This window comes from Ectopseudomonas guguanensis (assembly GCF_900104265.1).
GTDB classification, from domain to species: Bacteria; Pseudomonadota; Gammaproteobacteria; order Pseudomonadales; family Pseudomonadaceae; genus Aquipseudomonas; species Aquipseudomonas guguanensis.
Map to the genome: position 1 here is coordinate 149,590 of NZ_FNJJ01000007.1, position 17,258 is coordinate 166,847.

General features: G+C 65.2%; 13 protein-coding genes. 9 read left to right on the top strand and 4 right to left on the bottom strand.

The genetic code is table 11. The annotated features are described in order from the left end of the window. Positions 1-160: 160 nt before the first annotated feature. From BLS61_RS12090 to BLS61_RS12110, 5 genes are all read left to right on the top strand, one after another. Complete coding sequence (locus BLS61_RS12090; RefSeq protein ID WP_090431144.1) at positions 161-1,414, top strand: ABC transporter substrate-binding protein; 1,254 nt, start codon at positions 161-163, stop codon at positions 1,412-1,414. Positions 1,415-1,619: 205 nt separating this feature from the next. Further along, a complete protein-coding gene (locus tag BLS61_RS12095; protein ID WP_090431147.1) occupies positions 1,620-2,528 on the top strand; it encodes a carbohydrate ABC transporter permease in 909 nt (302 codons plus the stop codon). A gap of 70 nt (positions 2,529-2,598) precedes the next feature. Further along, positions 2,599-3,426, top strand: coding sequence for a carbohydrate ABC transporter permease (locus BLS61_RS12100; RefSeq protein WP_090431149.1), 828 nt, complete (start codon positions 2,599-2,601; stop codon positions 3,424-3,426). A 24-nt stretch (positions 3,427-3,450) separates the two neighbouring features. Beyond that, positions 3,451-4,596, top strand: a complete 1,146-nt coding sequence (locus BLS61_RS12105; protein WP_090431152.1) for an ABC transporter ATP-binding protein — start codon at positions 3,451-3,453, stop codon at positions 4,594-4,596. A 156-nt stretch (positions 4,597-4,752) separates the two neighbouring features. Beyond that, the gene (locus tag BLS61_RS12110; protein ID WP_090431154.1) at positions 4,753-6,000 is read left to right on the top strand and encodes a maltoporin; all 1,248 of its coding nucleotides are present in this window, start codon (positions 4,753-4,755) and stop codon (positions 5,998-6,000) included. Positions 6,001-6,342: 342 nt separating this feature from the next. On the opposite strand, the gene mapR is transcribed toward BLS61_RS12110, so the two are convergent. Together mapR and ccoG are read right to left on the bottom strand one after the other, a co-directional pair. Next, complete coding sequence (gene mapR, locus BLS61_RS12115) at positions 6,343-7,755, bottom strand: GntR family transcriptional regulator MpaR (RefSeq protein WP_090431156.1); 1,413 nt, start codon at positions 7,753-7,755, stop codon at positions 6,343-6,345. Positions 7,756-8,180: 425 nt separating this feature from the next. Next, a complete protein-coding gene (ccoG, locus tag BLS61_RS12120) occupies positions 8,181-9,584 on the bottom strand; it encodes a cytochrome c oxidase accessory protein CcoG (RefSeq protein WP_090431160.1) in 1,404 nt (467 codons plus the stop codon). Between ccoG and BLS61_RS23670 the strand changes: the two genes are divergently transcribed. The 4 genes from BLS61_RS23670 (at position 9,583) to BLS61_RS12135 (ending at position 12,952) form a co-directional block, all read left to right on the top strand. Beyond that, positions 9,583-9,741 (top strand): hypothetical protein, encoded by a 159-nt coding sequence (locus BLS61_RS23670; RefSeq protein WP_167358722.1) that lies wholly within the window; start codon positions 9,583-9,585, stop codon positions 9,739-9,741. The genes ccoG and BLS61_RS23670 overlap by 2 nt on opposite strands. Before the next feature lie 272 nt (positions 9,742-10,013). Continuing rightward, entirely contained in the window at positions 10,014-10,367 is a 354-nt protein-coding gene (locus BLS61_RS12125; protein ID WP_090431162.1) for a CidA/LrgA family protein, read from the top strand. After that, entirely contained in the window at positions 10,364-11,047 is a 684-nt protein-coding gene (locus BLS61_RS12130) for an LrgB family protein (RefSeq protein WP_090431164.1), read from the top strand. Before BLS61_RS12125 ends, BLS61_RS12130 begins: the two co-directional genes overlap by 4 nt. Positions 11,048-11,344: 297 nt before the next feature. After that, a complete protein-coding gene (locus BLS61_RS12135) occupies positions 11,345-12,952 on the top strand; it encodes a malate:quinone oxidoreductase (RefSeq protein ID WP_090431166.1) in 1,608 nt (535 codons plus the stop codon). 372 nt (positions 12,953-13,324) lie between these two features. Here BLS61_RS12135 and BLS61_RS12140 read toward each other — a convergent pair whose 3' ends face one another. Together BLS61_RS12140 and plsB are read right to left on the bottom strand one after the other, a co-directional pair. After that, positions 13,325-14,038, bottom strand: a complete 714-nt coding sequence (locus BLS61_RS12140; RefSeq protein ID WP_090431168.1) for a trypsin-like peptidase domain-containing protein — start codon at positions 14,036-14,038, stop codon at positions 13,325-13,327. Positions 14,039-14,246: 208 nt separating this feature from the next. Then, a complete protein-coding gene (gene plsB / locus BLS61_RS12145; protein ID WP_090431170.1) occupies positions 14,247-16,730 on the bottom strand; it encodes a glycerol-3-phosphate 1-O-acyltransferase PlsB in 2,484 nt (827 codons plus the stop codon). Positions 16,731-17,258: the final 528 nt, after the last annotated feature.

The window sequence follows — 17,258 nt, forward strand, 5'->3', positions numbered from 1 at the left end:
GGCGTGCAGCCTCATGTAACGTGCCGGAGCCACTTTGTAACGGCCTGGTGACTTTCCAATACCCTTTGTTACCCCTGCCACATTGGGGGCTGGGTAGACTCGTTCGCAATGCAAGCACCACGACTTGCTCGCGAATAACAACAACAAGGTGTCTCATCCCATGAAAGCGATCTCTCGCCTGTCCTGTGCCATCTCCCTCGCAGTCCTGCTGCCCCTGTCCGCCACTGCCGGTGAAGTCGAAGTGCTGCACTGGTGGACCTCCGGTGGTGAAAAACGCGCTGCCGATACCCTGCAGAAACTGGTCGAAGCCCAGGGCCACAAATGGAAGGATTTCGCCGTTGCCGGCGGCGGTGGCGAAGCGGCCATGACCGTGTTGAAAACTCGCGCCGTGTCCGGCAACCCGCCTGCGGCCGCACAGATCAAGGGCCCGGATATCCAGGAATGGGGTGAGCTGGGCCTGCTCGCCGATCTCAACGATGTCGCCGCCGAGCAAAAGTGGGATGACCTGCTGCCGCCACAGGTGGTGGACGTGATGAAGTACCAGGGCGATTACGTGGCGGTGCCGGTCAACGTGCACCGGGTCAACTGGTTGTGGATCAACCCACAGGTATTCGAGAAGGCGGGCGCCACGCCGCCGACCACCCTCGACGAATTCTTCGCCGCCGCCGACAAGCTCAAGGCGGCCGGCTTCATCGCCATCGCCCACGGCGGCCAGCCCTGGCAGGACGGCACCGTGTTCGAAGACCTGGCCTTCAGCATTCTCGGCCCCGAGGGCTTTCGCAAGGCCTTCGTCGAGCAGGACCGCGCGACCCTGACCGGCGACAAGATGGTCGAGGTGTTCGCCGCCCTGCAGAAGCTGCGCGGCTACATCGACGCCGACGCCGCCGGGCGCGACTGGAACAGCGCCACCGGCATGGTGATCGACGGCAAGGCCGGCATGCAGATCATGGGCGACTGGGCCAAGAGCGAGTGGACCGCCGCCGGCAAGGTGGCTGGCAAGGACTACGAATGCCTGGCCTTCCCCGGCACCCAGGGCAGCTTCGCCTTCAACATCGACTCGCTGGCCATGTTCAAGCTGAGCAACGCCGACAACCGCAAGGCCCAGGAAGACCTGGCGCGCACGGTGATGGGCAACGAGTTCCAGGAGTTCTTCAACCAGAACAAGGGCTCGATCCCGGTGCGCATGGACCAGGACATGAGCAGCTTCGACGCCTGCGCGCAGAAGTCCATGGCCGACTTCAAGGACGCCGCCGCCGGTGGCGGTCTGCAGCCGAGCCTGGCCCACGGCATGGCCGCGTCCAGCTACGTGCAGGGCGCGGTGTTCGACGTGGTGACCAACTTCTTCAACGACCCCAAGGCCGACCCCAAGCGTGCCGCCCAGCAGTTGGCGGCGGCGATCCAGGCGGTGCAGTGAGGGGCTGGGCCGCCTAGCCGGCCCTTGCCGTAGGGCGGGTGCAACCCGCCGGTTTCTCTGACTGACCCAGGTGCGTGCCCCCGGTACGCGCCACGGGATCGGCCGCGCCGCGTTCCGCAGCGCTGTCTTTCGCACTGGCGGCGGATGGCGGGTTACACCCGCCCTACGGGCTGCGCAAGAAGTTCGCAATACGGAGTTCATCTACATGAGTTCAAACGCAGTCATCACCAAAGCCTCACCGCTGGATGCCCTGCAGCGCTGGCTGCCCAAGCTGGTGCTGGCGCCGAGCATGGTCATCGTGCTGGTGGGCTTCTACGGCTACATCGGCTGGACCTTCCTGCTGTCGTTCACCAATTCGCGCTTCATGCCCAGCTACAACTTCGTCGGGCTGCAGCAGTACGCGCGGCTGTGGGACAACGACCGCTGGTGGGTGGCGAGCCAGAATCTGCTGGTGTTCGGTGGGCTGTTCATCGCCATCAGCCTGGCCATCGGCGTGCTGCTGGCGGTGCTGCTGGACCAGCGCATCCGCCGCGAAGGCTTCATTCGCACCATCTTTCTCTACCCCATGGCGCTGTCGATGATCGTCACCGGCACCGCCTGGAAGTGGCTGCTCAACCCCGGCCTGGGCCTGGACAAGCTGCTGCGTGACTGGGGCTGGGAGGGCTTTCGCTTCGACTGGCTGGTGGACCCGGATCGCGTCGTCTACTGCCTGGTGATGGCCGCCGTGTGGCAGTCATCGGGCTTCGTCATGGCGCTGTTTCTCGCCGGCCTGCGCAGCGTCGATCAGTCGATCATCCGCGCCGCCCAGGTCGACGGCGCCAGCCTGCCGAGCATCTACCTGCGCATCGTGCTGCCGAGCCTGGGCCCGGTGTTCTTCAGCGCGCTGATGATCCTCGCGCATATCGCCATCAAGAGTTTCGACCTCGTCGCCTCGATGACCGCCGGCGGCCCCGGCTATGCCTCCGACCTGCCGGCGATGTTCATGTACGCCCACACCTTCACCCGCGGCCAGATGGGCCTCGGCGCCGCCAGCGCGATGCTGATGCTCGGCGCGGTGCTGGCGATCCTGGTGCCGTATCTGTATTCCGAACTGCGAGGTAAACGCCATGACTAATGCGAGCGTCGCGCAGCGACGATCTTCTGATGTCCTTCTCCCCCCGGGAGAAGGTGGCGCGAAGCGCCGGATGAGGGCAGTTAGCCTCAGCCGCCTGGCCATCCACGCCACCCTGATCCTGGCCTGCGCGGTGTACCTGGTACCGTTGCTGGTGATGCTGCTGACCAGCTTCAAGACCCCCGACGACATCCGCAGCGGCAACCTGCTGTCGATCCCGGACGTGTTCACCGTGATCGGCTGGGTCAAGGCCTGGGACGGCGTCGGCGGCTACTTCTGGAACTCGGTGAAGATCACCATCCCGGCGGTGCTGATCTCCACGCTGCTCGGCGCACTGAACGGCTACGTGCTGGCCATGTGGCGCTTTCGCGGCTCGCAGCTGTTCTTCGGCCTGCTGCTGTTCGGCTGCTTCCTGCCGTTCCAGGTGATCCTGCTGCCGGCGTCCTTCACCCTCGGCCAGCTCGGCCTGGCCAACACCACCGAAGGCCTGGTGCTGGTGCATGTGGTCTACGGCCTGGCCTTCACCACGCTGTTCTTCCGCAACTTCTACGTGAGCATTCCCGAGGCGCTGGTGCGCGCCGCGCGCCTCGACGGCGCCGGCTTCTTCACCATCTTCGGGCGCATCCTGCTGCCGATGTCGGTGCCGACCATCATGGTCTGCCTGATCTGGCAGTTCACCCAGATCTGGAACGACTTCCTGTTCGGCGTGGTGTTCGCCAGCGGCGACACCCAGCCGATCACCGTGGCGCTGAACAACCTGGTCAACACCAGCACCGGGGCCAAGGAATACAACGTCGACATGGCCGCGGCGATGATCGCCGGGCTGCCCACTCTGCTGGTCTACATCCTGGCCGGTAAATATTTCCTGCGCGGCCTAACCGCCGGCGCGGTGAAAGGCTGACGCCTTCAAGATTGGAGAAATGACATGGCTACCCTCGAACTGCGCAACGTCAACAAATCCTACGGCAGCGGCCTGGCGGACACCCTGAAGAACATTGAACTGGCCATCGACTCCGGCGAGTTCCTGATCCTGGTCGGCCCCTCCGGCTGCGGCAAATCCACCCTGATGAACTGCATCGCCGGCCTGGAGGACATCAGCGGCGGGGCGATTCTGGTCGACGGCGCCGACATCAGCGGCATGAGCCCCAAGGATCGCGACATCGCCATGGTGTTCCAGTCCTATGCGCTGTACCCGACCATGACGGTGAAGGACAACATCGCCTTCGGCCTGAAGATGCGCAAGCTGCCGCCAGCCGAGATCGAGGCCGAGGTAGCGCGCGTGGCCAAGCTGCTGCAGATCGAGCACCTGCTGTCACGCAAGCCTGGCCAGCTCTCCGGCGGCCAGCAGCAGCGCGTGGCCATGGGCCGGGCGCTGGCGCGGCGGCCGAAGATCTACCTGTTCGACGAACCTTTGTCGAACCTCGACGCCAAGCTGCGAGTCGAAATGCGCACCGAGATCAAGCTGATGCACCAGCGTCTGAAGACCACCACGGTGTACGTCACTCACGACCAGATCGAGGCCATGACCCTGGGCGACAAGGTGGCGGTAATGAAGGACGGCATCATCCAGCAGTTCGGTACCCCGCAGGAAATCTACAACGACCCGGCCAACCAGTTCGTCGCCAGCTTCATCGGTTCGCCGCCGATGAACTTCATCCCGCTGCGCACGCAGGTGCGCGATGGCCAGTGCCTTGGTCTGCTCGACTCCGGGCAGGCGCGCTGCGAGCTGTCACTGGGCGCGGCGGGGGAGCTGGAAGGGCGCGAGCTGATCCTCGGCGTGCGTCCCGAGCAGATCCAGCTGGCCGGTGCGGCTGCCACGCTGCCGAGCCTGCGCGCCGAGGTCGAGGTGGTCGAGCCGACCGGTCCGGACACCCTGGTGTTCGTCAGCCTCAACCAGACCAAGGTGTGCTGCCGCCTGGCGCCGGATGCCGCACCGCAGGCTGGCACCAGCCTGGACCTGCAGTTCGAGCCGGCGCGCGTGCTGCTGTTCGACGCGGCCAGCGGCGAGCGCCTGCGCCCGGGAAAGCGTCAAGCCACTGACAACAAGGTGGCGCAGTTGAAGAGAGGTTAGTGCGCGTCGTAACTGCGGTGCGCACGGCGCACCCTACGAGCCAGCGCGTATGGCGTATCACCTAGGGTGCGCCGTGCGCAGCAAGGAAACGAAAAAAAACCGGCGCTGCGGCGGCTATCCGCAGCATTCGCTCAATAAAAACAATCAGGAGCAACGATGAAGACCACACAGCAAACTGCCCCCAAACTCCTTGGTGCGCGCAGCGCACCCTACCTACTGGCCGTGGCTTTGGCCACACCGCAGGCACAGGCTGTCGAATTCAGCGGCTACCTGCGCAGCGGTGTCGGCGGCGCGGATACCGGCGGCACGCAGCAGTGCTTCCAGTTGCCGGGGGCGCAATCGAAGTACCGCCTGGGCAACGAGTGCGAGCAGTACATCGAACTGGACCTGCGCCAGGACCTGTTTCGCCTGGATGACGGCTCGGTGATCAGCGTCGAGGGCATGGCGCAGCTCTACAACCAGTACGGCCACACGCCGAAATTCACCGGCGACTACGGCTTCGCGCGGATGAACCAGATGTACGCCGAGTGGAGCAACATGCCGGCGCTGGGTGGCGGTTCGCTGTGGGCCGGGCGCCGCTTCTACAAGCGTAACGACATCCACATCACCGACTTCTACTACTGGAACCAGAGCGCCACCGGTTTCGGCATCGACGAGATGAAGATCGGCGACCTCAAGTACAGCTACGTGTTCTCGCGCAAGGACAGCTACTTCCAGGAACCCTACATCAACCGTCACGACTTCAACGTCGGCGGCTTCCAGGTCAACCCGGGCGGTGAACTGGAAGTGGGCGTCAGCTATATCGACAAGCCCGACAGCACCGATGCCAACAGCGGCTGGGCGGTCACCGCGCAGCACAAGCAGCAGGACTTCCTCGGTGGGGTCAATACCGTCGCCCTGCAATACGGCCGTGGCCCCGGCACCGGCCTGGGTTATACCGGTGACCCGACCCTCGACCGCAGCAACCGCAGCTGGCGCCTGGTGGAATTCTTCGACTTCCAGATGACCCCGCGTCTCGGTGGTCAGGTGCAGCTGGTCTACCAGAAGGACAAGCGCCCGGACGGCGTCGATCAGAACTGGCTGTCCGTCGGTGGCCGCACCAGCTACGCCTTCACCGAGCAGTTCAAGCTGGTCGGCGAGATCGGCCGCGATCAGGTCGAGGCGCCCGGCGGCACGCGCAAGCTGACCAAGTTCACCATCGCCCCGACCTGGTCGCCCGCTGGTCCGGGCTTCTGGGAACGTCCGGAAATCCGCCTGTACTACACCTATGCGAGCTGGAACCGCGCCGCGCAACAGGCCGCCAACCTGCTGGCCGATGGCTCGGCCTTGTCCGAAAACGGCGCCTTCGGCAGCGCGCGCAACGGCTCGAACTTCGGCGTGCAGGTCGAGTACTGGTGGAAATAGCCTGAAGGTAGGCTGCGCCGTGCGCACCAGGACCGTAGCCCGGATGCAATCCGGGGCGATCCTTGCTCCGGCTCCCGGATTTCATCCGGGCTACAACAACCTGTAGGGTGCGCCGTGCGCACGACAGCGTCATGCAACGGAGGGAGCGGGTGCTCATGAGGCGGTGCGCTCGGCGCACCCCAGGTGATCTGCGGGGGTATCCGTAGGGTGCGCCGTGCGCACCAGGACCGTAGGTTGCAATCCGGGGCGATTCCTGCTCCGGCTCCCGGATTTCATCCGGGCTACAACAACCTGTAGGGTGCGCCGTGCGCACCGGAGCGGACGCGCGGTGCACTCCAGGCGTCAGAGCAGTCCCGCCACCAGGCGCCCGAGCACTTCCATGGCCTGCTCGCTGCGCGGGCTCCACGGGTGGCCGTAGTTCAGCCGCGCGCAGTGGCGAAAGCCCTGGCTGGCGGAGAAGATCGGCCCCGGCGCCAGGCTGATGCCCTGGGCCAGCGCCAGGCGCAGCAGTTGCAGCGAATCCAGGTGTTCGGGAAATTCGAACCAGAGGAAGTAGCCGCCTGCCGGCCGCGTGACTCGCGTGCTGGCGGGAAAGTGCCGGGCGGCAGAGGCGAGCATGGCGCTCTGCTGCATCTCCAGGGCATGGCGCAGCTTGCGCAGGTGACGGTCGTAGCCGCCGTGCTGCAGGTAGTCGGCCAGCGCCGCCTGGGCCGGCACCGACGGCGAGAGGGTGGTCATCAGCTTGAGTCGGGTGATCTGCTCGGCATAACGTCCGCCGGCCACCCAGCCGATGCGATAGCCCGGCGCCAGGCTCTTGGAGAAGGAGCTGCAGTGCATCACCAGCCCCTCGCGGTCAAAGCTCTTCACCGGTTTGGGCGGGTGGCTGCCGAAGTACAGTTCGGCGTAAACATCGTCCTCGATCAACGGCACCTGATGCTCGACCAGCAACTCATACAACGCCTGTTTCTTCGCCTCGCTCATGCTCGCACCCAGCGGGTTCTGCAGGCTGCTCATGAACCAGCAGGCCTTGATCGGCAGTTGCCTGAGGCTGTCAGCCAGGGCGTCCAGGTCGATGCCCTCGCGCGGGTGCACGGGGATTTCCACAGCCCTGAGCTGCAGCCGCTCCAGCACCTGCAGGCAGGCGTAGAAGGTCGGCGATTCTATGGCCACCAGGTCGCCTGGCTGAGTCACGCACTGCAGGCACAGGTTGAGCGCCTCCATGGCACCGTTGCTGATCACCAGTTCTTCCATCGGCAGCATCACGCCACTGACCATGTAGCGCAGGGCGATCTGCCGACGCAGGTCGGCGTTGCCGGCGGTCATGTCGGCGATGATCTCGTGCGGCGATAGCCTGCGCAGCGCGTGCGCCATGCTCTTGGCCAGACGCGGCAGGGGGAACAGGTCGGGGCTGGGGAAGGCCGAGCCGAAGGGCACGGTGTGCGGGTCCTTGAGCGAGGCGAGCACGGAGAACACCAGCTCGCTGACGCCCACCTCGGTGGTCTGCGCGGCGTGGGCGGTCAGCTGCGGCTCGTGCAGCGGGCGTTTGGCGTGCTCGCGAACGAAGTAGCCCGAGCGTGCCCGCGCCTGGATCAGGCCGCGATCTTCCAGCAGGTAATAGGCCTGGAACACGGTGGAGGGGCTGACGCCATAGGTGCGGCTGGCATGGCGTACCGAGGGCACCTTCTCGCCGGGGCCGAGCACGCCGGTACGGATCAGCTCGGCGATCTCGTCGGCGAATTTTTCGTAGCGTTTCATCCTGTCCTGGTTCACCGCCGCAAAGGGTACGGGCGAACACTTTACGGGGTGAGCGGCGGACATGGCAGTGCCTCGTGAAGGGGAGGGCATACATCGGATGTAGGAGCGGATTTATCCGCGATCGATGCAGCTCGATGGTTCCGCGGCTGAAACGGAATGCCGCCCAGCCGCTCCTATAAGGCTCGTGGCGCAATCCGGGGACGTCTCGAACCGCCCCGGATTTCATCCGGGCTACGACGCTTGCTCCCCTCTCCCTAACCCTCTCCCCGGAGGGGAGAGGGGATTGATCGCATTCACCTTTCGTTAAGTAGCACGGTTAGCAACCGTAGCCCGGATGCAATCCGGGGCGGACTCTGGTTGCCCATTCGCCGCGGGGCGGGGCTCCTACACGGATATCTGTAGGAGCCCCGCCTCGGGGCGAAACGCTAGCGCAGCGGCGCGAGGAAGGTGCTCCGGGTGCTCACATGGCTCTGCGAATCGGCCTGGTCACGCACCTCGAAGCGGACGGTTTGCGGCCCGGCACCGTTGCTCGTGGCCGTCAGCGCGACGCTTACCGGCAGGTCGCGAATCTCGCCCGGCGCCAGGTTCAGCGTGCTAGGGCCGTGCAGCTCGAAGTCACCGGGCTCGACCAGCGCGATGGCGTAGCTGCGCGCTTGTTGGGTCTTGTTGATGATCTTCAGGCTGTAGATGTTCTCGATCTGGCCCAGCGAGTTCTCGCGGAACAGGCCGCGGTCGCGGGTCACGTCGAGGGAGATCAGCGGGCGCTCGGCCAGCGCCCAGGCGAAGGCGCCGATCATCACCGCCAGCATCGCCGCGTAGCCAACCAGGCGTGGGCGCAGCCAGTGGGTCTTGCCGCCGGCCAGCTCGTTCTCGGAGCTGTAGCGCACCAGGCCGCGGGCATAGCCAAGCTTGTCCATCACGCTGTCGCAGGCGTCGATGCAGGCGCCGCAGCCGATGCATTCCAGCTGCAGGCCGTCGCGGATATCGATGCCGGTGGGGCAGACCTGCACGCACATCGTGCAGTCGATGCAATCGCCCAGGCCTTCGGCCTTGTGGTCGGCACCCTTGCGGCGCGGGCCACGGGTTTCGCCGCGGGCGGCGTCGTAGGAGATGACCAGCGTATCGCTGTCGAACATCACGCTCTGAAAGCGCGAGTAGGGGCACATGTCGCGGCACACCTTCTCGCGCAGCCAGCCGGCGTTGACATAGGTGGCGGCGGTGAAGAACAGCACCCAGAACGCCGTGGTGGCGCCGACTTCGAAGGTCGCCAGGTCGAGCGTCAACTGGCGCACCGGGGTGAAATAGCCGACGAAGGCCAGGGCTGTGATCAGGCTAACCGCCAGCCACAGGCCGTGCTTGGCGCTGCGCCGGGCCAGTTTCTGCAGCGACCAGGGCGCGGCATCGAGCTTGATGCGCTGGCCGCGGTCGCCCTCGGTGAACTGCTCGACACGCATGAAGATCCAGGTCCACACGCTCTGCGGGCAGGCGTAGCCGCACCACACCCGGCCGGCCAGCACGGTGATGAAGAACAGGCCGAAGGCGGCGATGATCAGGATCGCCGAGAGCAGGATGAAATCCTGTGGCCAGAAGGTCGCGCCGAAGATATGGAACTGGCGGTTCTCCAGGTCCCAGAGCACGGCCTGACGGCCATTCCAGTCGATCCAGGCGGTGCCGAAGAACAGCAGGAACAGCAGGCCGGCACCGAGCAGGCGCAGGTTGCGAAAGCGCCCGGTGAAACTGCGCGTGTGGATCGGGCCGCCGGCCTGGGCCGGTGTCAGGCGGATGGGTTTGGCGGTATCGAGACTCCGCACGGGGATCAGATCGGTCATGTCGTTGCCCTCATCAGGCGTTTGTCAGGCTGGCGCCATGATCCGGGGGCAACTGTTTGCCAAACAGACTCAGGTTTTCCCTAAAAAAGCGGATCAGATGCTGCACCAGCCTACCGGCTGGAACCTTCGCCAGATCGCCGAGCCGCATGCTGCCTGAGGTCTGGAGCAGCCATGACCCACGCAGCGAATAACGCCCTGCGACATCGCGCCGCGCCCGTCATCACCTTGCGCCGAGCGCTGCCGTCTTCATCTGATCCGGTTTTTCGAGGCTTTTCTGCCGCTGTTTTCGCTACAGGTCGGGCAGGCATAGTCGATGCGCCTGGCGGCATGCGTGCAGGAGCGAAGGGCTCGGCGTGTCGCAGGGGCGTTCGGTTGTCGAGTGGCGACTGCGGTATCGTCGTCGACGCCATAACAAGAGGAGTCGAGATCATGATGGTGCGTGGCCTGTTCTGGCTGGTGGTGCTGCAGTTGTGCGGCGTGGCCCTCAACCGCTGGGCGTTGCCGATGCTGCCGGCCTCGATCATCGGCCTGTTGCTGCTTTCGGCCTGGCTGATGTGGCGCGGCGCTGTACCCGACCCGCTGCAGCAGGCTGCCGGTGGTTTGCTGCCATATCTGCCGTTGCTGCTGGCCGTACCGGCCTCGGGGATCATGACCAGCAGCGATTTGCTGCTTGGTGAACTGCCTGTGATCGCCACGGCGCTGGTGCTGTCGTTGCTGGTGACCGTACCGTTCTGCGGCTGGCTGCTGCAGACCTTGATTCGCCGTCAGGAGCGCAAGGGATGACGCCGCTGACTCATCATCCGTTGTTCTCCATCGCCCTGACCCTGGCCGCCTTCCTGATCGCCGCCTGGCTCTACAGGCGCAGCGGCTGGCTGCTGCTGCAGCCGGTGCTGGTATCGGTGACGCTGATCGTCGCCATCTTGCTGCTGTGCGGCGTGGACTACGCCACCTACCGCGCCGGTGCCGAGCCCGTCGCCTGGCTGCTGGGGCCGGCCACCGTGGCCCTGGCGGTGCCGCTGCAGCACAACATCAAGCGCATCCGCCAGTTGTTCTGGCCGGTGCTGATCACCCTCACGGCGGGCGGCGTGCTGTCGGTGGCACTGACCCTGGCCATCGGCTGGGCGTTGGGCGCCGACTGGAGCGTGGTGATGAGCCTGGCGCCGAAATTCGTGACCATGCCGATTGCCATGCCGGTGGCCGAGCAGATCGGCGGCGTCGCTTCGCTGGCGGCGGTGATGGTCATGCTCACCGGCGTGATCGGTACCGCGATGGGACCGCTGCTGCTGCGCTGGGCTGGCGTCGAGCACCCGGCGGCACGTGGCCTGAGCTACGGCATCAATGCCCATGCCATCGGCACTGCCCATGCCCTGCAGGAAGGCGAGGAGTGCGGCGCCTTCGCCGCTCTGGCGATGAGCCTGCTGGGCATCGGCACCGCCTTGCTGCTGCCATTGCTGCTGGCCTGAGGCGGGCGGGATTCCGCCACTTCCTCCGGCCCGTTCGCCGCCATCTGGCGAGTTCCCGCCAGGCTGGCGCCTGCCTGTGTGGCACAAAGCCGCAGTGGGGCTGCTGAATCCTTTCAGCGGCACGCATATTGCTCCTGCCCGCGGCGCGATCGGAATACGCCCGCCAAGAGGCCTGGAACACCCTTCCTCCCGCCGCGCCGCAGATCTGCGGCTATCGCCCATAGGCGGCCCAAACGGTCGCTACCCGAAACCTTGCCTGCGCGGCACTCGTTGTCGTGCGACGAACTGGACTGTCCCATGAAGAAAATCCTGCTGACGCTGCTTTGTCTCAGCGTGATCGGTTGCTCCAAACCCCGCGAGCCCGAGAAAACCGTCGATGTGCTGCTGATCGGCGCTGGCGTGATGAGCGCCACCCTCGGCACCTACCTCCACGAGCTGCAGCCGGACTGGAGCATCGAAATCTACGAGCGCCTCGACCAGGTAGCCGCCGAAAGCTCCAACGGCTGGAACAATGCCGGCACCGGCCACTCGGCCTTCTGCGAGCTGAACTACACCCCGGAAACCGCCGACGGTGGCATCGACATCAGCAAAGCCGTGGCGATCAACGAATCCTTCGAGATTTCCAAGCAGTTCTGGGCCACCCAGGTCGAGCGTGAAGTGCTGAGCGAGCCCAGGAGCTTCATCAACATCACGCCGCACATGAGCTTCGTCTGGGGCGACGACAACGTCGAGTACCTGCGCAAGCGCCACGCCGCGCTGCAGCACAGCAACCTGTTCCGCGGCATGGAGTTCACCGAGGATCACGCGCAGATCGCACAGTGGGTGCCGCTGATCATGCAGGGTCGCGATCCGCAGCAGAAGGTCGCCGCCACCCGCATGGCCATCGGCACCGACGTCAACTTCGGCGAAATCACCCGCCAGCTGATCGACTCGCTGATCGCCAAGGAGCAGGCCAGCCTGCACCTGCAGCATGAAGTGCGCGACCTCAAGCGCAACGAAGACGGTACCTGGCGCGTTACCGTGGCCGACCTGGCCAAGGGCGGCGAAGAGCAGAGCATCGATGCGCGCTTCGTCTTTATCGGCGCCGGTGGTGGCGCGCTCAAGCTGCTGCAGAAGTCCGGCATCGAAGAAGCCAAGGGCTACGCCGGCTTCCCGGTCGGTGGTCAGTTCCTGATGACGCGCAACCAGGACGTGGTCGCCCAGCACCTGGCCAAGGTCTATGGCAAGGCGTCGGTCGGCTCGCCGCCCATGTCCGTACCGCACCTGGACACCCGCGTGATCGATGGTGAAAACGTGCTGCTGTTCGGCCCGTTCGCCACCTTCTCCACCAAGTACCTGAAGAACGGCTCGCTGCTCGACATGTTCAGCAGCATGACCACCGACAACTTCATGCCGATGGTCAATGCCGGCATGGACAACTGGTCGCTGAGCACCTACCTGATGGGCCAGCTGATGCTCAGCCAGGACGAGCGCATGGCTTCGCTGCGTGAGTACTTCCCCGAGGCGCAGGACGCCGACTGGGAGCTGATCAATGCCGGCCAGCGCGTACAGATCATCAAGAAGGATGCCGAGAAGGGCGGCGTGCTGCAGTTCGGTACCGAAGTGGTGACCTCTGCCGATGGCAGCATCAGCGCACTGCTGGGCGCCTCGCCGGGTGCCTCTACTGCCGCACCGATCATGCTGCACCTGATTGAGAAGGCCTTCGCCGACAAGGTCGCCACCCCTGAGTGGCAAGAGCGCCTGAAGGGCATCATTCCGTCCTACGGGCAGAAGCTCAACGACGACCTGGAACTGACCAACCGCATTCGCCAGTGGAGCAGCGAGCGTCTCGAACTGCTGCACGTCGAAGTGGCGCCGGATGTAGAACTGGCCGCCGAGCCTGAGCCGGCAGCAGTGACCCTGTAAGGCGTAAACCGCTGTAAAAGAACCCGCCCTGCTTGATGCGCACGGCGGGTTTTTTCTTGGGCGGCCGCTCGTATTTCGTGGCGAGTAGCCCGGATGAAATCCGGGGACTGTTCGCATCGATGGCCAGACTGATCGCGGCTGAAGCCGCTCCTACAGGTATTCACCCGTACCGTAGGAGCGGCTTCAGCCGCGATGTTCTGGTCCGCCCCCGGCATCCATATTTCGTAGCCCGGATGCAATCCGGGGGCTGTTTGAACACCTGACAACGCTGTCGCGGCTAAAGCCTCTCCCACCAGCACGATGGGTTCTGTGGGAGGGGCTTTAGCCGCGACTGGACATGGCCTGGTACCCCGGATTGCATCCGGGCTACGGTCACTCCGTCAGCGTCATCAGAATATCGGCGTACCAGGTGCAGTTCAGGCCCAGGGCTTCGTCCTGATCCTCGTCGCGCTCGCCGAGCAGCCGGGTGGAGTGGATGCCCAGCAGGTGCCAGGGCAGCTCGCCGTCGACGCTGGCGCGCTTGACCACCGGCGCGCCGCTGATGCCGCGATGGGTGCGGCCATCGGTGAGGAAATAGCCCAGCCCCTGGAAACGCAGGCCGAAGGACGAGGCCAGCCCGGCATGGCGCGCCACCGGCATGCGGTGCAGGTTGTCCTGAAAGCCTAGGGGGAAGCCCACTACCAGAAGGGGCGAGCCGATTTCCACATGCTCGTCGGCCTGTAGCAGGTGTTGCTCGCTGAAGGCCTGATAAACGCAGCCGGGCGGTAGCGCAGCGCGATCCAGCTCGATCGCCGCCACGTCGATCTCGCCGGCACCATCGATACCCTGGCGCCACAGGCGCTCCTCGCCCTGGTAGAGGGCAAGGGTGAAATCCGCGGTGCTGGCCAGGTTCTCGGCGTCGGTGTGCAGCTCGATCTGCAGGCTATCGGGTCGATGGCCGCTGGGCGCGTCGAACACCACATGGCGACTGGTGACCAGGAACAGCCGATCGTCGCGCTGGAAGAAGAAACCGCTGGCGTTGGTCAGCACCTGCTCGGCCGCCAGGGTGGAAATGCGTGTCGCGCTCAGCATCAGGGAGTCGATCATGGCCGGGGCCTCCTGCCGGTGTGGTCTATCGACTGACTGCCAAACCCATGACAGGTTCGGCTGGTTGCGTCGAACCTGCGATCTGGTGGATGCAAAAAAGCGAAATCCACCCCAGGAGCTGACGTGACACGTAGGGTGCGCCGTGCGCACCGGTGCTACGGTGATTCGGAGGCGCACACGACCTGGCTGGCCGCGCGCGACCCTACGATTACGGCGCCGCCGGCCCGTCCTCGTTGCGATCCAGCGCCACCTGGCGGATCGACAGGCGAATCTCGGCTGGCAGCACGCGCTTGGCGGCGCCTTCGGCCAGCTCGCTGAGCAGCGGGTGATGGCTGAGCTTGCCGGCTTCGTCCTGGCGCAGCACGCCCTGGTCCAGCAGGCTCTGGATGAAGTGGCGGAATAGGCTCTTGTCGAAGAACTCCGGCGCGTTCAGGCCGTGCAGGATCGACAGGCGCTGGGCCATGACCGTGCACAGGTCTTCCAGCTCTTCGGCGCTGATCGCGTTCTGCCCGGCGTTGAGCAGCAGGGCGATGGCCATGTAGAAGCGCTGCAGGGTCTGCGCCACAGAACGCGACAGCAGCGTCAGCAGCACGAACTGGCGCGAGCTCGGCGCCGGGCGCACGTACACGTCGCCCTCGACCTTGAGCAGGCCCTGCTCGACGAAGGCCGCCAGCCACTGGTCGATCACGCCTTCCAGCTCGCTCTGTTCCCAGCGGATGAACAGCTCGGACTGCAGATAGGGATACAGCGCGCCGGCGTAGCGCAGGATCTGCTCGCGGCTGATCCGTGCGCTGCTCTGGAAGAAGCTCGCCAGCAGCGCCGGCAGGGCGAAGATGTGCAGCACGTTGTTGCGGTAGTAGGTCATCAGGACGGCGTTCTGCTCGTCCAGGTAGAGAATCTTGCCCAGCGCATCCTTCTGCTCGGCCAGCAAATCCATGCCCTTGACGTGCTCGATCAGCGCCGCGCCGTCACCGTCCGGCAAGGTGGTGTGCGGCGAGTAGGGCACCGCGCGCAGCAGCGCCAGATACAGGTCGAGCACGCGCGCCAGGGCGCGGTCGTCCAGGGCCAGCTTGCTGGTGGACAGCAGCGCCAGGGCCACCAGGTTGACCGGGTTGATCGAGGCCGCCTCGTTGAGGTGACGCGCCACGCGCTCGCCCAGGCGGTTGGTGGTTTCATTGAGCCAGGCCGGGCGGTACTGCGGGCCCAGCTCCTGCTGGCGCCAGCCGGGTTGCTGCTGATCGAGGAACTCGGCCAGCTTGATCGGCTCGCCGAAGTTCACCGAGACCTGGCCGAAGCGCTGTTTGAGCGCGCCGAGTACCTTGAACAGGTCGAAGATCGACTCCTTCTTCTTGCTCGCACCGCGCAGTTCGCCGAGGTAGGTGCGGCCCTCCAGCACGCGCTCGTAACCGATGTATACCGGCACGAAGACGATGGGCAGGCGATGCGAGCGCAGGAAGCTGCGCAGGGTGATGGCCAGCATGCCGGTCTTCGGCTGCAGCATGCGCCCGGTGCGCGAGCGCCCGCCCTCGACGAAGTACTCCACCGGGAAACCCTTGCTGAACAGGGTGTGCAGGTATTCGTTGAATACCGCGGTGTACAGCGGGTTGCCCTTGAAGGTGCGGCGCATGAAGAAGGCGCCGCCACGGCGCAGCAGGCCGCCGATCACCGGCATGTTGAGGTTGATGCCGGCAGCGATGTGCGGCGGCGTGAGGCCGTTGCGGAACAGCAGGTAGGACAGCAGCAGGTAGTCGATGTGGCTGCGGTGGCAGGGCACGTAGATCACCTCGTGACCCTGGGCTATGTCGCGCACGCCTTCGACGTTGTGCACCTTGATGCCGTCGTAGATCTTGTTCCAGAACCAGGAAAGCACCAGCTCGAGGAAGCGGATCACCGTGTAGGTGTAGTCCGAGGCGATCTCGTTGCCGTAGCGCAGCGCCTGGGCTTCGGCTTTCTCCAGGCTGATCTTCTCGCGCTCGGCTTCCTCGGCAATTGCCTGGCGCACCAGCGGGTCGTGCACCAGGCCCTTGACCAGGTTGCGCCGGTGCGACACGTCCGGGCCGATCACCGCCGCCTTCTGGTTGCGGAAGTGCACGCGCAGGATGCGATGCACCATGCGCAGGGTGCGCTCCTGGCCCTTGTCCTGCTCGACCAGCTCGCGCAGGTGAATTGGCGTGGAGAACTGCACGCGGGTCTTGCGCCCGAGAATCAGGATGCTCACCAGCCGGCGCAGGCGCCCGGTCACGGCCCAGCTGTCGGCGAACAGCAGCTTCCAGGCGCTGGTCTCGCGGTCCGGCGACTGCCCCCAGAACACGCTCACCGGCACGATCTGCGCGTCGTCCACGGCATGCTGGCCGAGGGCGGTGACCACCCGATCGAGGGTCGGCGAGATGCCGCGCTTGTCCTGACGGCCGAACCAGTCCGGCTCCGGCGTCAGGTAGAAGAAGGCGGCGGGCTCGATGTGTTCCCCGACCGCCACCGGCAACACCGGACGCGGCAGGCCGGCCTTGGTGCACTCGCGGTCGACCACCGCCAGGTCGCTCACCGAAGGCTGCTGCAACACGTAGAACACCGGCTTGCTGCGGTCGAGCTTGAGGGTGAAGGCGGACTGGTTGATGGTTTCCGAGCGTACCCAGAGGTACAGCAGGCGGCGCAGCGCGCTAAAGGCCATGCGGCGGAAAGGGGAGCGGGTCATACGGACTCTTGAGCAGTTAAACGAGCGGATGCTCGGGAAGGGCGCTAGTGTGCCGCAAGCCCGCCTGGCCGGCAAAAAACTCGTGTGTCCAGGCGGTCAGCCCGGCCAGCATGTATGCGGCGTATGACGAAAAAACGGTCAACGACTCAGCACCCGTTGACTAACAGAACTACAAGTCGGGTCCCGGGTTCCCGAATGGAATACCAAGTCAGACTGTTGTCATCGCGTGTTTCGCCTCATGACCTGCTGGTTACGTTGTTACCAGGTAGGAGCGAGCTCTGCTCGCGAAGTTTTTGCGCCTGAGGTTCGCGAGCAGAGCTCGCTCCTACAGGTGTCCTTGCAGCCTGGGCCGGGCAGCGATCCGCTTCAGCGTTGTAGGGTGTGCTTCAGGGCAGTAGGGTGGGCTTCAGCCCACCAAGTTGTAACGTCGCAATCCAGCTGCTTCAACACGCTGCCCTCACGCCAATTTCATCACCCCCCACTCCAGCCGCGATCACCGCGCACGCCAACAGACGAATCGGCCGCAAT